The following is a 16973-nucleotide window of genomic DNA, read 5'->3' on the forward strand; positions in this document are numbered from 1 at the left end:
GTCACCGAGGGCCTGGTGACGAGGGAGCGCGACGAGACCAACCGCGTACGCGTCATCGTCGAGCTCACGCCCGAGGGCCGCGAGAAGTGGCTGGAGGCCATGCGTCTCGCCTCGGTCTTCGAGGAGGACCTCCTCCAGGACCTCTCCCCTCTGGAGCGCACCGTCCTGGGCGAGGTCCTGACCCGACTACTCCGCCGCGTCGAGCACGCCCAGCCGGACGCCGGCGGTCGCCTCACCGACCTCGACTGAGGCCGCTCTTGTGGGGCGCGTCCGAGGTTTGGCCGAGGGGCGCCCTGGGGAGGCTTGACAGTCCACCCCGCGATCCGTAAAGTTCTTCGGGTTGCCACGGAGCCTTAACGGTTCTGCGACAGCACCTCCGCCGCTCCAAGCGGCACCCAAACCAACCAGCACGATCTCCCATCGGGATGAATTCGGCGTGCCCGAATGAAATTCGATTTGGGTTCGACAGCCCCGATTGGGAACTGCCGAGCAGATCCGCTAAGGTTTGGAACGTCGGAACGGCCCAACAGCCGCGAAGACAACGCCCGCTGACTGGGAATCAGGCCCGAAAGGATCTGATAGAGTCGGAACCGCCGGAAAGGGAAACGCGAAAGCGGAAACCTGGAAAGCACCGAGGAAATCGGATCGGAAAACGATCTGATAGAGTCGGAAACGCAAGACCGAAGGGAAACTGCCCGGAGGAAAGCCCGAGAGTAGCTTGGGTGAGTACAAAGGAAGCGTCCGTTCCTTGAGAACTCAACAGCGTGCCAAAAATCAACGCCAGATATGTTGATACCCCGTCCGCCGAAACTTTTCGGTGGTCGAGGTTCCTTTGAAGTAAAACACAGCGAGGACGTTGTGAACGGTCGGGCTTATTCCGCCTGACTGTTCCGCTCTCGTGGTGTCGACCCGATTACGGGTAAACATTCACGGAGAGTTTGATCCTGGCTCAGGACGAACGCTGGCGGCGTGCTTAACACATGCAAGTCGAACGATGAACCACTTCGGTGGGGATTAGTGGCGAACGGGTGAGTAACACGTGGGCAATCTGCCCTTCACTCTGGGACAAGCCCTGGAAACGGGGTCTAATACCGGATACAACACTCTCGGGCATCCGATGAGTGTGGAAAGCTCCGGCGGTGAAGGATGAGCCCGCGGCCTATCAGCTTGTTGGTGAGGTAACGGCTCACCAAGGCGACGACGGGTAGCCGGCCTGAGAGGGCGACCGGCCACACTGGGACTGAGACACGGCCCAGACTCCTACGGGAGGCAGCAGTGGGGAATATTGCACAATGGGCGAAAGCCTGATGCAGCGACGCCGCGTGAGGGATGACGGCCTTCGGGTTGTAAACCTCTTTCAGCAGGGAAGAAGCGAAAGTGACGGTACCTGCAGAAGAAGCGCCGGCTAACTACGTGCCAGCAGCCGCGGTAATACGTAGGGCGCGAGCGTTGTCCGGAATTATTGGGCGTAAAGAGCTCGTAGGCGGTCTGTCGCGTCGGATGTGAAAGCCCGGGGCTTAACCCCGGGTCTGCATTCGATACGGGCAGACTAGAGTGTGGTAGGGGAGATCGGAATTCCTGGTGTAGCGGTGAAATGCGCAGATATCAGGAGGAACACCGGTGGCGAAGGCGGATCTCTGGGCCATTACTGACGCTGAGGAGCGAAAGCGTGGGGAGCGAACAGGATTAGATACCCTGGTAGTCCACGCCGTAAACGGTGGGAACTAGGTGTTGGCGACATTCCACGTCGTCGGTGCCGCAGCTAACGCATTAAGTTCCCCGCCTGGGGAGTACGGCCGCAAGGCTAAAACTCAAAGGAATTGACGGGGGCCCGCACAAGCAGCGGAGCATGTGGCTTAATTCGACGCAACGCGAAGAACCTTACCAAGGCTTGACATACACCGGAAACGGCCAGAGATGGTCGCCCCCTTGTGGTCGGTGTACAGGTGGTGCATGGCTGTCGTCAGCTCGTGTCGTGAGATGTTGGGTTAAGTCCCGCAACGAGCGCAACCCTTGTTCTGTGTTGCCAGCATGCCCTTCGGGGTGATGGGGACTCACAGGAGACTGCCGGGGTCAACTCGGAGGAAGGTGGGGACGACGTCAAGTCATCATGCCCCTTATGTCTTGGGCTGCACACGTGCTACAATGGCAGGTACAATGAGCTGCGAAGCCGTGAGGCGGAGCGAATCTCAAAAAGCCTGTCTCAGTTCGGATTGGGGTCTGCAACTCGACCCCATGAAGTCGGAGTTGCTAGTAATCGCAGATCAGCATTGCTGCGGTGAATACGTTCCCGGGCCTTGTACACACCGCCCGTCACGTCACGAAAGTCGGTAACACCCGAAGCCGGTGGCCCAACCCGTAAGGGAGGGAGCTGTCGAAGGTGGGACTGGCGATTGGGACGAAGTCGTAACAAGGTAGCCGTACCGGAAGGTGCGGCTGGATCACCTCCTTTCTAAGGAGCACTTCTACCGAACTCTTCGGGGTGAGGTCAGAGGCCAGATCATCAGCGAACGTCTGATGCTGGTTCGCTCAGGGTGGAACGTTGATTATTCGGCCGGTTCACGGGCCGGAGGCTGTGAGTACTGCTCGTAAGAGTGTGGAAAGCATGATCTCTGGACGGGGACGGGTCGGGCACGCTGTTGGGTGTCTGAGGGTATGGCCGTATGGCTGCCTTCAGTGCCGGCCCCAGTGCACTCGAACTTCTGGTTCGGGGTGATGGGTGGTTGGTCGTTGTTTGAGAACTGCACAGTGGACGCGAGCATCTGTGGCCAAGTTTTTAAGGGCGCACGGTGGATGCCTTGGCACCAGGAACCGATGAAGGACGTGGGAGGCCACGATAGGCCCCGGGGAGTCGTCAACCAGGCTTTGATCCGGGGGTGTCCGAATGGGGAAACCCGGCAGTCGTCATGGGCTGTCACCCTTGCCTGAACACATAGGGCAAGTGGAGGGAACGCGGGGAAGTGAAACATCTCAGTACCCGCAGGAAGAGAAAACAACCGTGATTCCGGGAGTAGTGGCGAGCGAAACCGGATGAGGCCAAACCGTATACGTGTGAGACCCGGCAGGGGTTGCGTGTACGGGGTTGTGGGATCTCTCTTTCACAGTCTGCCGGCTGTGAGACGAGTCAGAAACCGTACAGGTAGGCGAAGGACATGCGAAAGGTCCGGCGTAGAGGGTAAGACCCCCGTAGCTGAAATTTGTACGGCTCGTTTGAGAGACACCCAAGTAGCACGGGGCCCGAGAAATCCCGTGTGAATCTGGCGGGACCACCCGTTAAGCCTAAATATTCCCTGGTGACCGATAGCGGATAGTACCGTGAGGGAATGGTGAAAAGTACCGCGGGAGCGGAGTGAAATAGTACCTGAAACCGTGTGCCTACAAGCCGTGGGAGCGTCGCGCATCGAGCTTGCTCGGTGCGTCGTGACTGCGTGCCTTTTGAAGAATGAGCCTGCGAGTTTGCGGTGTGTTGCGAGGTTAACCCGAGTGGGGTAGCCGTAGCGAAAGCGAGTCCGAACAGGGCGATTCAGTAGCACGCTCAAGACCCGAAGCGGAGTGATCTAGCCATGGGCAGGTTGAAGCGGAGGTAAGACTTCGTGGAGGACCGAACCCACCAGGGTTGAAAACCTGGGGGATGACCTGTGGTTAGGGGTGAAAGGCCAATCAAACTCCGTGATAGCTGGTTCTCCCCGAAATGCATTTAGGTGCAGCGTCGTGTGTTTCTTGCCGGAGGTAGAGCACTGGATAGGCGATGGGCCCTACCGGGTTACTGACCTTAGCCAAACTCCGAATGCCGGTAAGTGAGAGCGCGGCAGTGAGACTGTGGGGGATAAGCTCCATGGTCGAGAGGGAAACAGCCCAGAGCATCGACTAAGGCCCCTAAGCGTACGCTAAGTGGGAAAGGATGTGGAGTCGCACAGACAACCAGGAGGTTGGCTTAGAAGCAGCCACCCTTGAAAGAGTGCGTAATAGCTCACTGGTCTAGTGATTCCGCGCCGACAATGTAGCGGGGCTCAAGCGTACCGCCGAAGTCGTGTCATTTCAGCATATAGGGCCAACGCCTGCTGGGATGGGTAGGGGAGCGTCGTGTGCCGGGTGAAGCAGCCGCGGAAGCGAGTTGTGGACGGTTCACGAGTGAGAATGCAGGCATGAGTAGCGATACAAACGTGAGAAACGTTTGCGCCGATTGACTAAGGGTTCCTGGGTCAAGCTGATCTGCCCAGGGTAAGTCGGGACCTAAGGCGAGGCCGACAGGCGTAGTCGATGGATAACCGGTTGATATTCCGGTACCCGCTGTGAAGCGTCAAACATTGAACCAGGCGATGCTAAGTCCGTGAAGCCGTTCCGGACCCTTCGGGGAAAGGAAAGTGGTGGAGCCGACGGACCAGACTTGCAGTAGGTGAGTGATGGGGTGACGCAGGAAGGTAGTCCATCCCGGGCGGTGGTAGTCCCGGGGTAAGGGTGTAGGCCGTGCGATAGGTAAATCCGTCGTACTTGTGGCTGAGACCTGATGCCGAGCCGATTGTGGTGAAGTGGATGATCCTATGCTGTCGAGAAAAGCCTCTAGCGAGTTTCATGGCGGCCCGTACCCTAAACCGACTCAGGTGGTCAGGTAGAGAATACCGAGGCGTTCGGGTGAACTATGGTTAAGGAACTCGGCAAAATGCCCCCGTAACTTCGGGAGAAGGGGGGCCATCACTGGTGAGGGAACTTGCTTCCTGAGCTGGGGGTGGCCGCAGAGACCAGCGAGAAGCGACTGTTTACTAAAAACACAGGTCCGTGCGAAGCCGTAAGGCGATGTATACGGACTGACGCCTGCCCGGTGCTGGAACGTTAAGGGGACCGGTTAGTCACATTTCGGTGTGGCGAAGCTGAGAACTTAAGCGCCAGTAAACGGCGGTGGTAACTATAACCATCCTAAGGTAGCGAAATTCCTTGTCGGGTAAGTTCCGACCTGCACGAATGGCGTAACGACTTCTCGACTGTCTCAACCATAGGCCCGGTGAAATTGCACTACGAGTAAAGATGCTCGTTTCGCGCAGCAGGACGGAAAGACCCCGGGACCTTTACTACAGTTTGATATTGGTGTTCGGTTCGGCTTGTGTAGGATAGCTGGGAGACTTTGAAGCGGCCACGCCAGTGGTTGTGGAGTCGTCGTTGAAATACCAGTCTGGTCGTGCTGGATGTCTAACCTGGGTCCGTGATCCGGATCAGGGACAGTGTCTGATGGGTAGTTTAACTGGGGCGGTTGCCTCCTAAAGAGTAACGGAGGCGCCCAAAGGTTCCCTCAGCCTGGTTGGCAATCAGGTGTTGAGTGTAAGTGCACAAGGGAGCTTGACTGTGAGACCGACGGGTCGAGCAGGGACGAAAGTCGGGACTAGTGATCCGGCGGTGGCTTGTGGAAGCGCCGTCGCTCAACGGATAAAAGGTACCCCGGGGATAACAGGCTGATCTTCCCCAAGAGTCCATATCGACGGGATGGTTTGGCACCTCGATGTCGGCTCGTCGCATCCTGGGGCTGGAGTCGGTCCCAAGGGTTGGGCTGTTCGCCCATTAAAGCGGTACGCGAGCTGGGTTTAGAACGTCGTGAGACAGTTCGGTCCCTATCCGCTGCGCGCGCAGGAATATTGAGAAGGGCTGTCCCTAGTACGAGAGGACCGGGACGGACGAACCTCTGGTGTGCCAGTTGTCCTGCCAAGGGCATGGCTGGTTGGCTACGTTCGGGAGGGATAACCGCTGAAAGCATCTAAGCGGGAAGCCTGCTTCGAGATGAGTATTCCCACCCACTTGATGGGGTAAGGCTCCCAGTAGACGACTGGGTTGATAGGCCAGATATGGAAGCCTGGTAACGGGTGGAGTTGACTGGTACTAATAGGCCGAGGGCTTGTCCTCAGTTGCTCGCGTCCACTGTGTTGGTTCTGAAACCACGAACAACCCCATTCCCTTGTTTGGTCACGGGGGATGGTGCGGTTGAGTGTTTCATAGTGTTTCGGTGGTCATAGCGTGAGGGAAACGCCCGGTTACATTCCGAACCCGGAAGCTAAGCCTTACAGCGCCGATGGTACTGCAGGGGGGACCCTGTGGGAGAGTAGGACGCCGCCGAACAAATATTGCGAAAGGCCCACACCTTATGGTGTGGGCCTTTTTGCGTTTCCGGGGCGGGAAATCGGAGGAAGGGTGTGGTGCCCCGGTACTACCGTGGCCGGTATGGATCTGGTGATGAGTGCTGGGAGCGCCGTACCCGAGGGCTATGTGGTGCGGGCCGTTCGGGCTGATGAGTGGCCGGCCGTGCGGGAGTTGAGGTTGGCAGCGTTGTTGGATCCGGTGGCGCATCTCGCGTTTCTGGAGACGTACGAGGATGCCGTGGCTCGGCCGGACGCTTTCTGGAAGGAGCGGACGGAGGGGGCTGCGGAGGGAGCTCGGGAGCGACAGCAGTTCGTAGTGGAGGCCGGGGACGGCGGGTGGGTCGGGACTGTGACCGTGCTCGTGGAAGAGGCCGGCGTGCGGGACTTCTTCGGGGGGATCGTCGAGCGGCGGCAGGGGCATCTGGTGGGAGTGTTCCTGCGCGACGGGCACCGGGGGAAGGGCGTGGGCGAGGCGATGTTCGCGGCCGCGTTGGAGTGGGCCCGCGGGGTCGGGGTGGAGCGGGTGCGGTTGTTCGTGAACGAGGGAAACGGGCGGGCCGCGGCGTTCTATCGGCGGGTCGGGTTCGTGGGCAGCGGGGTGACCTTCGAGGGGGACGAGGGGCGGGAGTTGGAGTACGTGCTGCGGTCCGCGTAGGCATCGGTGCCGGGTGGGCTGGTGTTAGCGTTCGGCGGCATGGACGACAGCGTGTATGTGGGCAATGCGGGCAAGGACGCGGCGCTGGACAGTGGCTGGCTGCTCGGGCACTTCAAGGACGAGGGGGATCCTCGCCGGAGTGACGAGGTGGAGATCAAGTGGGGAGTGCACCCGCGGGGCGACACACGCGCCCAGTGGGTTCGGGGCGAGGAACGTACCGCCCTGCAGGTGCTGATCAGTGGTCGGTTCCGTGTCGATTTCCCCGGCCGTAGCGTCGTGTTGGAGCGCCAGGGCGACTACGTCGTCTGGGGGCGCGGGGTGGACCACTCCTGGGTCGCGGAGGAGGAGTCGGTGGTGCTGACCGTGCGGTGGCCGTCCGTCTCCGGATACGCGGTGCCTCAGCAGGAGGGCGGGCAGTCGAGCGGGTGACGGGCCCCGATCGGTCGTGACCGCCGCTGATCCGCGGTGGTGAACGGCTGTTACGGCAGCGGGAGTTCGTGGTTCGGCCAGCGGGACCTGGCCTGTTCGCGGGAGCGGAGGAGGGCCAGGGTGGGCAGGCCGCGGTCGGGGCCGGAGGCCAGGAGGGCGGGGAGCTGGGGGAGCGGGGCCACGGCTGCCACGTCGTCCAGAACCAGGGTGAGTGGTGGGTCGAGGCGGCCGGAGGATGACCGTTCGGCCATGCGCCGGCCGCGCTCGACCACGCTTGAGGCCAGGGCCGTCAGAAGAGGCATGGCGGAAGGGTTCGCCTTGGGGTCCTCGATGGGGTCGCCGACCACATAGAGCGTTCCCCCCTCGTGCACGAAGGAATCCAGTGCGAGAGCGTCCGCTCGGTTCGGGGCGCAGGATTCCCGGACGTTGACCGTGGAGAGGGCGGAGAGGGCTCGCGCCGTCAACTGCTGGGCGATGTCGCGGCGTTCGGGATGCGAGGTGAGGGCCGACTCCAGCTCGCCCGCCGCGCCGGGGGCCGCCTTCGGGTTCGTACGCAGGGTGCGCACCGCCTCCTGGACGTTGCTGCCCTGGGCCCAGCGGTGCAGGTGGCGGATGGTGCGGGTGTCTATGGCGGCGGCGTGGAGGTAGCTGCGCAGGAGGGTTTCCGCCGTGTCCGCCATCGCCTGGTCGATCTTGGCGGTGGGGCGGATGGGGGCGAGGAGGGCGGTCGCTCTGGCCAGTGCCGTCGCCTTGTCCTCGCAGCCGGAGATGGGGGACCAGTGGAGGCGGGCAGGGGTGTCGCAGCGGTGTGCGGGGTCGTAGAGGAGGACCGGGCCCAGTTTCGCGCGGGCGTCCTTCGTGTCCGACCAGAGGGTGGGGTCGGAGGTGACCACCAGGACGGGGCCCTCGGCGTCCCGTACGGCCTGGGCGGCGGCGGGGTAGCGGGCTTCGGCGGGGCCCAGGACGACCGGGGGGATCGTGGGTGCCCACCCGGCCGTGTGGGGGCCGCCGGAGGTCGCGGGCACCGTTGCGGGCACGGTGGCTGCGGGCCGGGGGTGAGTCAGTGGGGCGGCGGCGTCCGTACCGGTCGCGGGCGGCGGGCTGGTGGTGGGCTGCATGCCGGCCGGAGCCACGGGAGGAGGCTCGGTCGGCGCGCCTACCCCGGCTGTCGGGGCGAGCGGGGTGGAGGGCGCGCTGTGACGCGGCTCGGGGACCGGTGCGGCGGGCGTCGAGGCCATGGCAGGGAACCCGGCGGGTGGGGCGAGGCCGCCGCTGTGGCTTCCGGTGTGCGGCGGGACGGGGGCGCCGGCGGCCGGGCCCGCGCTGTGGACGTAGGCCTCGGTGGGTGGTGCGGTGTGGCCGGGGTACTCGGTGGGCGCTCCCGTTGCGGCGCCGTCCTTTCCCTGGCGCTGTGCGGCCTTCTCCCGCGCCCGTACGGCTCTCCAGCGGGCCAGTGTGCCCATGGCGAAGACGGTCAGGACGAGGAGGACCATGAGCTGGCTGATGACGAGGCCCCAGAAGAGGCCGTAACCGGAGAGCTGGTCGGCGGGGGTGTCCGGCCAGGCGGCGGCGAGGTCCTGGGGGGCGGAGATCAGGTTGCGTGCGGCGAGAGGCGTACGGGAGAAGGTGACGGCGTCGGGCCAGGCGCCGTGGGCGAAGAGACCGGCCAGGCCGGTGGCCGACCAGACCAGCAGGGTCAGGCCCACCAGGAAGCCGAGGAGGGCGATCAGCAGCCCGTCGGGGATGCCGCCTCCGCCCTGCTCGGGGCGCCGGTCGTCCGGTCTCATCGCACGCAGCCGTTCACGCCGTTTCCTCCGCCGCCGTTCACGCCGTCACCTTGCCCTGGCCTTGCTTGTTCCGGCTCGTTCCTGGTCCTGTTCAGGCCACCGTCGACTCGGAGGAGCCGTATCCGTCGACCTCGTGCAGTTGCTGTTCGACGAACGCGGCGGCCCGTTCCTCGGCCTCCAGTTCGGCGGCGTGGAAGGCGTCGTCCTGGTCCAGGAGGTGGTCGACGGACGATTCGGTCATCGCGCGGTCGGTGAAGACCAAGGGGCGTTCGGTCTCGGTGATCAGGTGTTTGACCACCTGTACGTTGCCGTTGACGTCCCAGACGGCGATGCCGGGGGTGAGGGTGGGGATGATCTCCACGGCCCAGCGGGGCAGGCCCAGTACACGGCCTGTCGCTCTCGCCTCGTCCGCCTTCTGGGCGTAGATCGTCCGTGTCGATGCCATCTTGAGGATGGCCGAGGCCTCCTTCGCCGCCGCGCCGTCGACCACGTCGGACAGGTGGTGGACGACCGCGACGAAGGACAGACCGAGCCGTCGGCCGAACTTCAGCAGGCGCTGGAAGAGCTGGGCGACGAAGGGGCTGTTGATGATGTGCCAGGCCTCCTCGACCAGGAAGATGCGCTTCTTCCGGTCGGGGCGGATCCAGGTGTGCTCCAGCCACACGCCGACGATCGCCATGAGGATGGGCATGGCGATGGAGTTGCGGTCGATGTGGGACAGGTCGAAGACGATCAGGGGGGCGTCGAGGTCGATGCCCACCGTCGTCGGGCCGTCGAACATGCCGCGCAGGTCACCGTCGACCAGGCGGTCCAGGACCAGCGCCACGTCCAGGCCCCAGGCCCGTACGTCGTCTATGGCGACGTTCATCGCCTCCGCGGACTCCGGCTCGGGGTGGCGGAGTTGCTCGACGATGTCGGTGAGGACCGGCTGGCGTTCGACGATCGTCTCGTTGACGTAGGCGTGGGCGACCTTGAGGGCGAAGCCGGAGCGCTCGTCCAGGCCGTGGCCCATCGCGACCTCGATGATCGTCCGGAGCAGTGCGAGCTGGCCGGTCGTGGTGATTGAGGGGTCGAGGGGGTTGAGGCGGATGCCCATGTCCAGGGCGGCCGTCGGGTCGAGGCGGATGGGGGTTATTCCCAGCTCCTCCGCGATGAGGTTCCATTCGCCGACGCCGTCCTCGCCCTGGGCGTCGAGGACGACGACCTGGCGGTCGCGGAACCGCAACTGCCGTAGGACGTACGTCTTCTCCAGCGCCGACTTGCCGTTGCCGGACTCGCCGAGGACGAGCCAGTGCGGGGCGGGGAGTTGCTGGCCGTAGAGCTGGAAGGGGTCGTAGATGTAGCCCTTCCCGGAGTAGACCTCGCGGCCGATGATCACGCCGGAGTCGCCGAGGCCGGGGGCGGCGGTGGGGAGGTAGACGGCCTGGGCCTGGCCCGTGGAGGTGCGCACGGGGAGGCGGGTCGTCTCGACCTTGCCGAAGAGGAAGGACGTGAAGGCGTCCGTGAGGGCGGACATGGGGTCCCTCATCAGCGACGTACCTCCTGTCCTGACTTCTGTCCCGGCTTCTTTCCCTGCTTCTGTCCCGACTGCGGCCGTGAGCTCTGCTGGTCCGGATGATCCCGCATCGCGGTGGCCCTACCTTCGGATTCCGGTGGCGAACGGGAGCGTGTTGACGAAGGATCGGTGGTGCTCGCGGTCGCACCACTCCAGCTTCAGATACGACTTGCCGGCCGAGGCCCTTATCGTCCGCTTGTCGCGCGCCAGGGCCTCCGGGGAGCGGGAGGAGACGGTGATGTAGCCGACCAGGTTGACGCCGGCCGCGCCGCTCGCGAGGTCCTCGCCGCGCTGGTCGAGGCGGGAGTGGGAGGCCACGTCACGGGGGTCGACGGTGCGGTTCATCTTGGCGGCGCGGGAGGCCTCCGCCTCGTCGTTCGTCTTCTCGGTCAGCATGCGCTCGATGGCGACCTCGGTGGGTTCGAGGTCCATCGTGACGGCGACGGTGCGGATGACGTCCGGGGTGTGGACCAGGAGCGGCGCCAGGAAGTTGACGCCGACCGGGGTCATCGGCCACTCCTTCACCCAGGCCGTGGCGTGGCACCAGGGGGCGCGGGTGGAGGACTCGCGGGTCTTGGCCTGGAGGTAGTCCGGCTCCATCGCGTCCAGTTCGGCCGGCCAGGCGTTGCGCTTGGTCATGGCCTGGATGTGGTCGATGGGGTGGTCCGGGTCGTACATGGAGTGGATGAGGGAGGCGAGGCGGCCCTGGCCCAGCGGCTGCCGTACGCGGATGTCGGCCTCCTGGAGACGCGAGCAGATGTCCGTCAGTTCGCGGGCCATGACGACAGCGAGGCCGGCGTCCTTGTCGAGCTTGCGGCCCTGCGGGCGGGCGGCGCGGGCCATGGCGTGGCCCTCGGCGGCCAGTTCGCGGGAGTAGTGCATGCAGGCGACGAGGTACGCGCGGTGCTGCTCGCTGCTGGTGGAGACCATGGACTGCAGCTGGTCGTACGACTGTTGCAGCCAGCCCGGCGCCCGCTCGTCGCCGCGCTGGGCGACGTCCTTGGCGTGGGCGTCGGGGTCGGCCGGGAGCGTGCGGGCGAGCATCTGCAGGCGGGTGACGAAGCCGTCGCCGTTGGCCACGTGCTTGAGGAGGGTGCCGAAGCGGTCGACGAGGGCTTCCTGGTCCTCGGAGTCGCGCAGGCCGACGCCGGGGCCCTCGATCTCGATGGCCGCGGTGACGGTCCGGCGGTCGGCGTGCAGGAGGACGGCGATCTCGTCGGGGCCGAAGGGCGCGGCCAGCCAGGTGATGCGGCCGATGCCCGGCGGGGGGCCCACCTCGACCTCACGGCCGTCGAGGTGCGTGCCGGCCTCCATGTTGGCGGAGCGGTACGTCGTGCCGCGGCGCAGGCTGCGCTTGTAACTGCGGTTGATCTCGAACCACTTGTAGAACGTCCGGCGCTTGTACGGCACGTACACCGCGGCCAGCGCCAGCATCGGGAAGCCGGTGAGCAGGGCGATGCGAGGGACGAGCGTCGGGACGAGGAGGCCGCACATCATGCCGAGGAACGCGCCCGTGATGATCAGCGCGATCTCGCCGGACTCGCGGTTCCGGCCGATGATCGCGTTCGGCCGGGCGCGGCCGATCAGATATGTACGGCGGGGCGTGACCGGATGGGACAGGTGGGACTCGGTCGTCAACGCCCTTCACCTCCCGTGCGGTTGCTGTTGCGGGTGTTGCCGGCGTGGGGGGTGTTGACCGGGCTCGTACGGGGCGGGGGTGCGGCGGCGGGGACGGTTCCGCCGCCTCCGCTCGCGTTGCGCGAGCTGTGGGCTGCCACGCCGCCGGATACGGGGTTGGCCGGGCGGGGGGTGTTGTTTCCGCCTCCGCCGCCGTTGTTGTCGGCCCGGGAGCTGTGGGTCTTGATGCCCTGGGCGACGAGGCTGGCCGGGGAGCTGATCACGGCCGCGGCCTTGCCTTCGGCGCCGCGCATGATGCGGTTGTTGCGGGAGCCCGCGATCTCGTCGCCGAAGCCCGGGACGAAGCGGTAGATCATCGCCGAGGCGAAGATGGCGAGGAGGATGATGGCGAGGCCGGAGACGACCGCGGAGAACGCGTTCGGGCCGTCGTCCGCGGAGAGTGCTCCGGCGAGACCCAGGACGATCACGATCACCGGCTTGATGAGGATGACCGCGATCATGATGCCCGCCCAGCGGCGGACGTGGCCCCACAGGTTCTTGTCGACCAGGCCGGCGTAGACGACCGTGCCGAGCAGCGCGCCGACGTAGAGCAGCGCGGCGCGGATCACCAGCTCCAGCCAGAGGACGCCGGCGGCGAGGATCGACACGAGGGAGACGACGATCAGCATGATCGGGCCGCCGCCGATGTCCTCGCCCTTCTTCAGGGCGCCGGAGAAGGTGCCGAAGAAGGTGTCCGTCTGGTCGCCGGTGGCCTTGGCGAGCACGTCGGTGACGCCGTCGGTCGCCGATACGACGGTGTAGAGGATCAGGGGGGTGAAGGCGGAGGCGAGGACCGTCAGCCAGAGGAAGCCGACCGCTTCCGACAGGGCCGTGGTGAGGGGGACGCCCCGCACCGCCCGCTTCGCGACCGCCAGCAGCCACAGGACCAGGGTGAGGATCGTCGATGCCGCGAAGACCACGGCGTACTGCTGCAGGAACTTCGGGTTCGTGAAGTCGACGTTCGCCGTGTCGTTGACCGCGGTGGAGAGCTTGTCGATGGTCCAGGAGGCGGCGTCGGCGCAGCCTTGGGCCAGGGAGGAGAGGGGGTCGAGGGTGGTGGTTACGTCGTTGGGGAGGGTGCTGGTGTCGCCTTTTTCGCCGGCTCCTCTTTCGCAGTACTTCTTGGCTTCGCCGACGATGAGATCGCAGGGGTTGTTCGAAGTCGAGGGCGATGGCGATGGGGTCGGATCCGCGTAGGCGCGCGAGGCCAGCAGGACAACAGCCGTCTGTACAGCGGCGACGGCTCCGGTGAGCTTGAGCGCACGGTTCGGGCTACCGGGCATACGTGAACCCTCCGTACTCTTCGACGGCCTTGCTGATCTCTTCGGAGGTGGCGGCCTGGTCGTCGCCCGGGACCGGCGCGGGGCCGTCCTTCTGGGAGTCCGTGACGATCTTCCAGTCACCGTTGGACCACTGGAGGTCGAAGGTCCACGTCTTCCAGGTCGAGGTGACGGGATCGGTCGAGCTCTGTCCGGACATGCCGATGAGGCCCATGTACCAAACCGCGACCTTGGCGCTGGTGTTGCCGTAGTCCTGGACCGTGGCGCCCAGCGGAGTCACACGTGAGACGAACGTGCTGTCCTGGGGCGGGTTGCCGTCGGAGTCCAGGCCCATCTTGCTCAGGAAATCCGCCGAGTAGGCCTGGTCCAGTGGCGCCTGCAGTTCGGCGGCCGCGTCGGAGGTGTAGAGGGCGTCGACGATGGTGTGCCGGCTGTCCTTGCGGAACATACCGGTCGAGCCGAGCGCCACGGCGTAGTTGGCCGCAGCGCTCTGCGCGCCCTCCTCGCTCTGCGCGAACCCCGTAGGAATTCCTGCCGTCTTCGACTTCACCGGCCGCTCACCCGAAGCCGCCGTAGGCGCCGTTTCCGCCTTGTCGCCGCCGGAGTTGCCGTCGGTGTCGGAGTCGCCTCCTCCTCGGTTCGCGAAGGCGATCGCGGCGATGACGAGGACGACGACGCCGACGATGCTGACGAGGCTTCTGGAGGAGGAGCGGGGGCGGCGGGGGCCGCCGCCGTAGGGGTCGCCGCCGCCTTCGGGGAGGCGGGTTCGGGTCTGGCCGGTGCCGGCGTATCCCCCGTACGCCCCGCCGTCACCGGAGCGCGAGGACTCGCCGTACCCCTGCTCGTCGCCGAGACTCATGCCGCAGTCGCCCCTTCAACTTCGACGTCGTACCGAAAGGCGTAGCAGTACGACGGTAGCCGCGCTGGTTCCCGCGCGGGCGCGGTGTGGAGACTCGACATCAGGGAAACGCAACCTCAGCCGGTGGGCACGACGGACGGGTGGGGTGGATGGGGGAACCGGGCGAAGCCGCCGGCCGGGCCGGGGCCCGGCCGGCGCGCTACACGGCCATGCCGTACACGATGGTGAAGACCGTGCCCAGTGAGCCGATGATGAAGACGCCGGTGAGGCCGGCGACGATGAGGCCCTTGCCCTGTTCGGCGCTGAAGGTGTCGCGGAGTGCGGTCGCGCCGATGCGCTGTTTGGCCGCGCCCCAGATCGCGATGCCGAGGCAGAGGAGGATGGCGACCGCCATCACGACCTCGATCATCACGCGTGCCTCGTTGCCCAGGCTGCCGAAAGGCCCCCAGTCCGGGGCGATTCCGCCGATGATGGTGGTGATGTCGCCCTTGTCGGCCGCAACGAACATGTAAGTCACCGCCCCTAGTGGGTAGTTCTGTTGTCTTCTGTCTTCGCTGGCTGTGTGGCGCGTGCGCCTGAGCGTCCGCGTCGCACGCCTCCGCGCGGGTGCGCAGAGGTCAGGCCCATTCTCGCCGACAATGGCGCTGTCGTATGTCGACTTGGCGTCATTGATTGGCGGTTTTCGTACGGATCCCTTGCCGCCGACCCGCGCGAGACCCTAACGGGGGGTGCGGAACGGTAAACGAAGGGTCGTATCGTCACTCTGTGTATCACGGCAGGTCACGCCGGGCAACGAGGATGAATCGGAACCTGTGGTGTGGTTCCGTCGTTATTCCCTTTTCGTGACCTCTGGGGGCTGGTCCGGTCCCGCTTCTGACGGGGCGTCGGGCCTGCTCTGTCGACGTTCTGGCGATCCGGTGTTCTCCGGGTTCGAGTGTGCCTGACGCGGACGTAAGGGGCGTGTGTGGGGGCCGGATGCCCGTGAGGGGCGAGCTTTGGCCAGAACTGCATGGGATCGCGATCGCAATTTTGGTACAAATGATCGACTGGGTGAGCCTGTCTGTCCATGCGTCAGGCGTGGTGGCTGGGCGCCGAGTTGACGGAACGAATCTGCGAGGGCGTCCACGGGGGTAGGCGTGAGCGAGGAGAGGCCCGTTGTCTCGGGCGAGATACCGGAGTTCACGGGGAATCTGGAGCAGCTGGAGACGGACGCAGGGGACATCGCGTTCGACGGGATGGCGGTCGGTGCCGCGGGCCTGCTGATCGACGCGAACTTCAACATGCTGGAGCCCTTCTACAAGGCTCCCGAGGCCGATCAGCTCTTCGCGACGACGGCGCCGGTCGCTGCGGCCGGCTATGACCTGCAGACCGAACTGGGCACGGTCTCCAAGGCGCTGCTCGACTACGCGGCCGAGGTCCGGCCTCTGGTCGACCGGCTCAACTCGCTCCGCGAGGAGGCGGCGGCCTTCGAGCGGCGCGTCGCGGACGACGACGAATGGGTCGCGGACGGCGACCTCATCGAAGAGAACACGGCCCGCCGCAACGCGGTGAACGCCGCCTGGTCCGCCTTCCAGGCCGCCGAACTGGCCTGTCACAACAAGATCGTCGCGCTCGTCGGCGGCGACCCGCTCGTCGTCAACGACGGGTCCGGCAAAGACAACATGTACGGCTATCGCGCCGAGGACCTCAACAACGCCGGTGGTCTGCCGTGGGGTGACGTCGTCGAGGAGTCCAACCCCTGGTACTACCTCCACGAGCATGCCTGGGACTTCACCGTCGGCTTCTTCGTCGACGGCGTGTGGGGGACCATCCGAGGGCTCGGCACGCTGGTGGGCGTGGACGGCTGGGACGCGGCCGGCCAGGCGTGGACGGGGCTCGGAAAGCTCCTGACGGGCATCGTGATCACGGGAACGCCGCTCGGCGCCGCGTACTGGCTGACCCCGGCCGACAAGCTCCCTTCCTGGCTGCGTGACTCCCGTACGGCGGTGGTGGAGACCGGCAAGGCGCTGATCGCGTACGACGAGTGGGGCAGGAACCCGTCGCGGGCGGCGGGGGCGGTCACCTTCAACGTCCTGACGACCGTCTTCACGGGTGGTACGGGTGGGGCTGTCGCCGGGACGGCCAAGGCCGGTGCGATCGCGAAGGCCATCTCCTTCGCGGGCAAGGCGGGGCGGATCGTCGATCCGATGACGTACATCGCCAAGGGCATCGGCGGGACCGCCGTCAAGATCAGCGACGTCATGGCCGGCCTGCGGGGGATCACGAACGGTACGCACATCAGGCTCGGCGAGGGCACCTATCGGATAGCCGACCCCCCGAACATCGCCGACGACCTCCCGGCGGGACTCACCCCCGAGAACTCCGTCCGCATGACGACCCCCGAGGGCGAGGTCGTCTACCTCGACACCAAGACGCTGGTGATGCACAACGCCGACGGGACGGTGCGGGAGTCGCTGGACAGCATCCGTCACGAGGCGAGCGCGGAGCAGCGGGCGGGGGAGAGCGGGGCTCGGGGGGAGCAGACGCCGGGGGCTGCCGGCGAGCGCGAGCTGGTGGGGGCCGGGGCCGGGACGCGGGTGGGGGACACCGCGGCTGTGGGTGGTCGTGGG

General features: G+C 65.5%; 9 protein-coding genes, 3 rRNA genes and 1 pseudogene. 7 read left to right on the forward strand and 6 right to left on the reverse strand.

The window, feature by feature from the left end; all coding sequences use genetic code 11:
- From AWZ10_RS14180 to AWZ10_RS14205, 6 genes are all read left to right on the forward strand, one after another.
- Positions 1-249, forward strand: a 249-nt coding sequence (locus AWZ10_RS14180; protein WP_425264489.1) for a MarR family winged helix-turn-helix transcriptional regulator, incomplete at its 5' end; no start/stop codon positions are given.
- Positions 250-926: 677 nt separating this feature from the next.
- A 16S ribosomal RNA gene (locus tag AWZ10_RS14185) occupies positions 927-2452 on the forward strand.
- A 314-nt stretch (positions 2453-2766) separates the two neighbouring features.
- Positions 2767-5889, forward strand: a 23S ribosomal RNA gene (locus AWZ10_RS14190).
- Between the two features lie 96 nt (positions 5890-5985).
- Positions 5986-6102: ribosomal RNA gene (rrf, locus tag AWZ10_RS14195) — 5S ribosomal RNA — on the forward strand.
- The 16S, 23S and 5S rRNA genes sit together here, the layout of an rRNA operon.
- A 102-nt stretch (positions 6103-6204) precedes the next feature.
- Positions 6205-6777: a GNAT family N-acetyltransferase gene (locus AWZ10_RS14200; RefSeq protein ID WP_240439852.1), complete on the forward strand. Its 573-nt coding sequence runs from the start codon at positions 6205-6207 to the stop codon at positions 6775-6777.
- Between the two features lie 39 nt (positions 6778-6816).
- The gene (locus AWZ10_RS14205) at positions 6817-7206 is read left to right on the forward strand and encodes a cupin domain-containing protein (RefSeq protein ID WP_046709406.1); all 390 of its coding nucleotides are present in this window, start codon (positions 6817-6819) and stop codon (positions 7204-7206) included.
- A gap of 50 nt (positions 7207-7256) precedes the next feature.
- On the opposite strand, the gene AWZ10_RS14210 is transcribed toward AWZ10_RS14205, so the two are convergent.
- The 6 genes from AWZ10_RS14210 to AWZ10_RS14235 all read right to left on the reverse strand — a co-directional run bounded on the left by AWZ10_RS14210 (position 7257) and on the right by AWZ10_RS14235 (position 14872).
- Positions 7257-8993 (reverse strand): type IV secretory system conjugative DNA transfer family protein, encoded by a 1737-nt coding sequence (locus AWZ10_RS14210; RefSeq protein ID WP_060891218.1) that lies wholly within the window; start codon positions 8991-8993, stop codon positions 7257-7259.
- A 91-nt stretch (positions 8994-9084) separates the two neighbouring features.
- On the reverse strand, positions 9085-10521 hold the full coding sequence (locus AWZ10_RS14215) for an ATP-binding protein (protein ID WP_046709405.1): 1437 nt from the start codon (positions 10519-10521) through the stop codon (positions 9085-9087).
- A 108-nt stretch (positions 10522-10629) separates the two neighbouring features.
- On the reverse strand, positions 10630-12186 hold the full coding sequence (locus AWZ10_RS14220; RefSeq protein WP_037688202.1) for an SCO6880 family protein: 1557 nt from the start codon (positions 12184-12186) through the stop codon (positions 10630-10632).
- The gene (locus AWZ10_RS14225; RefSeq protein WP_199845968.1) at positions 12183-13508 is read right to left on the reverse strand and encodes a hypothetical protein; all 1326 of its coding nucleotides are present in this window, start codon (positions 13506-13508) and stop codon (positions 12183-12185) included. The genes AWZ10_RS14220 and AWZ10_RS14225 overlap by 4 nt, the downstream gene beginning before the upstream one ends.
- Entirely contained in the window at positions 13498-14364 is an 867-nt protein-coding gene (locus AWZ10_RS14230) for a DUF8175 domain-containg protein (protein ID WP_060891219.1), read from the reverse strand. The genes AWZ10_RS14225 and AWZ10_RS14230 overlap by 11 nt, the downstream gene beginning before the upstream one ends.
- A gap of 199 nt (positions 14365-14563) precedes the next feature.
- Positions 14564-14872: a hypothetical protein gene (locus AWZ10_RS14235; protein ID WP_046709851.1), complete on the reverse strand. Its 309-nt coding sequence runs from the start codon at positions 14870-14872 to the stop codon at positions 14564-14566.
- A 628-nt stretch (positions 14873-15500) separates the two neighbouring features.
- Between AWZ10_RS14235 and AWZ10_RS14240 the strand changes: the two are divergent.
- A pseudogene (locus AWZ10_RS14240) lies at positions 15501-16973 on the forward strand (hypothetical protein); the annotation flags it as partial.

The organism is Streptomyces europaeiscabiei (genome assembly GCF_001550375.1).
Lineage (GTDB): Bacteria > Actinomycetota > Actinomycetes > Streptomycetales > Streptomycetaceae > Streptomyces > Streptomyces europaeiscabiei.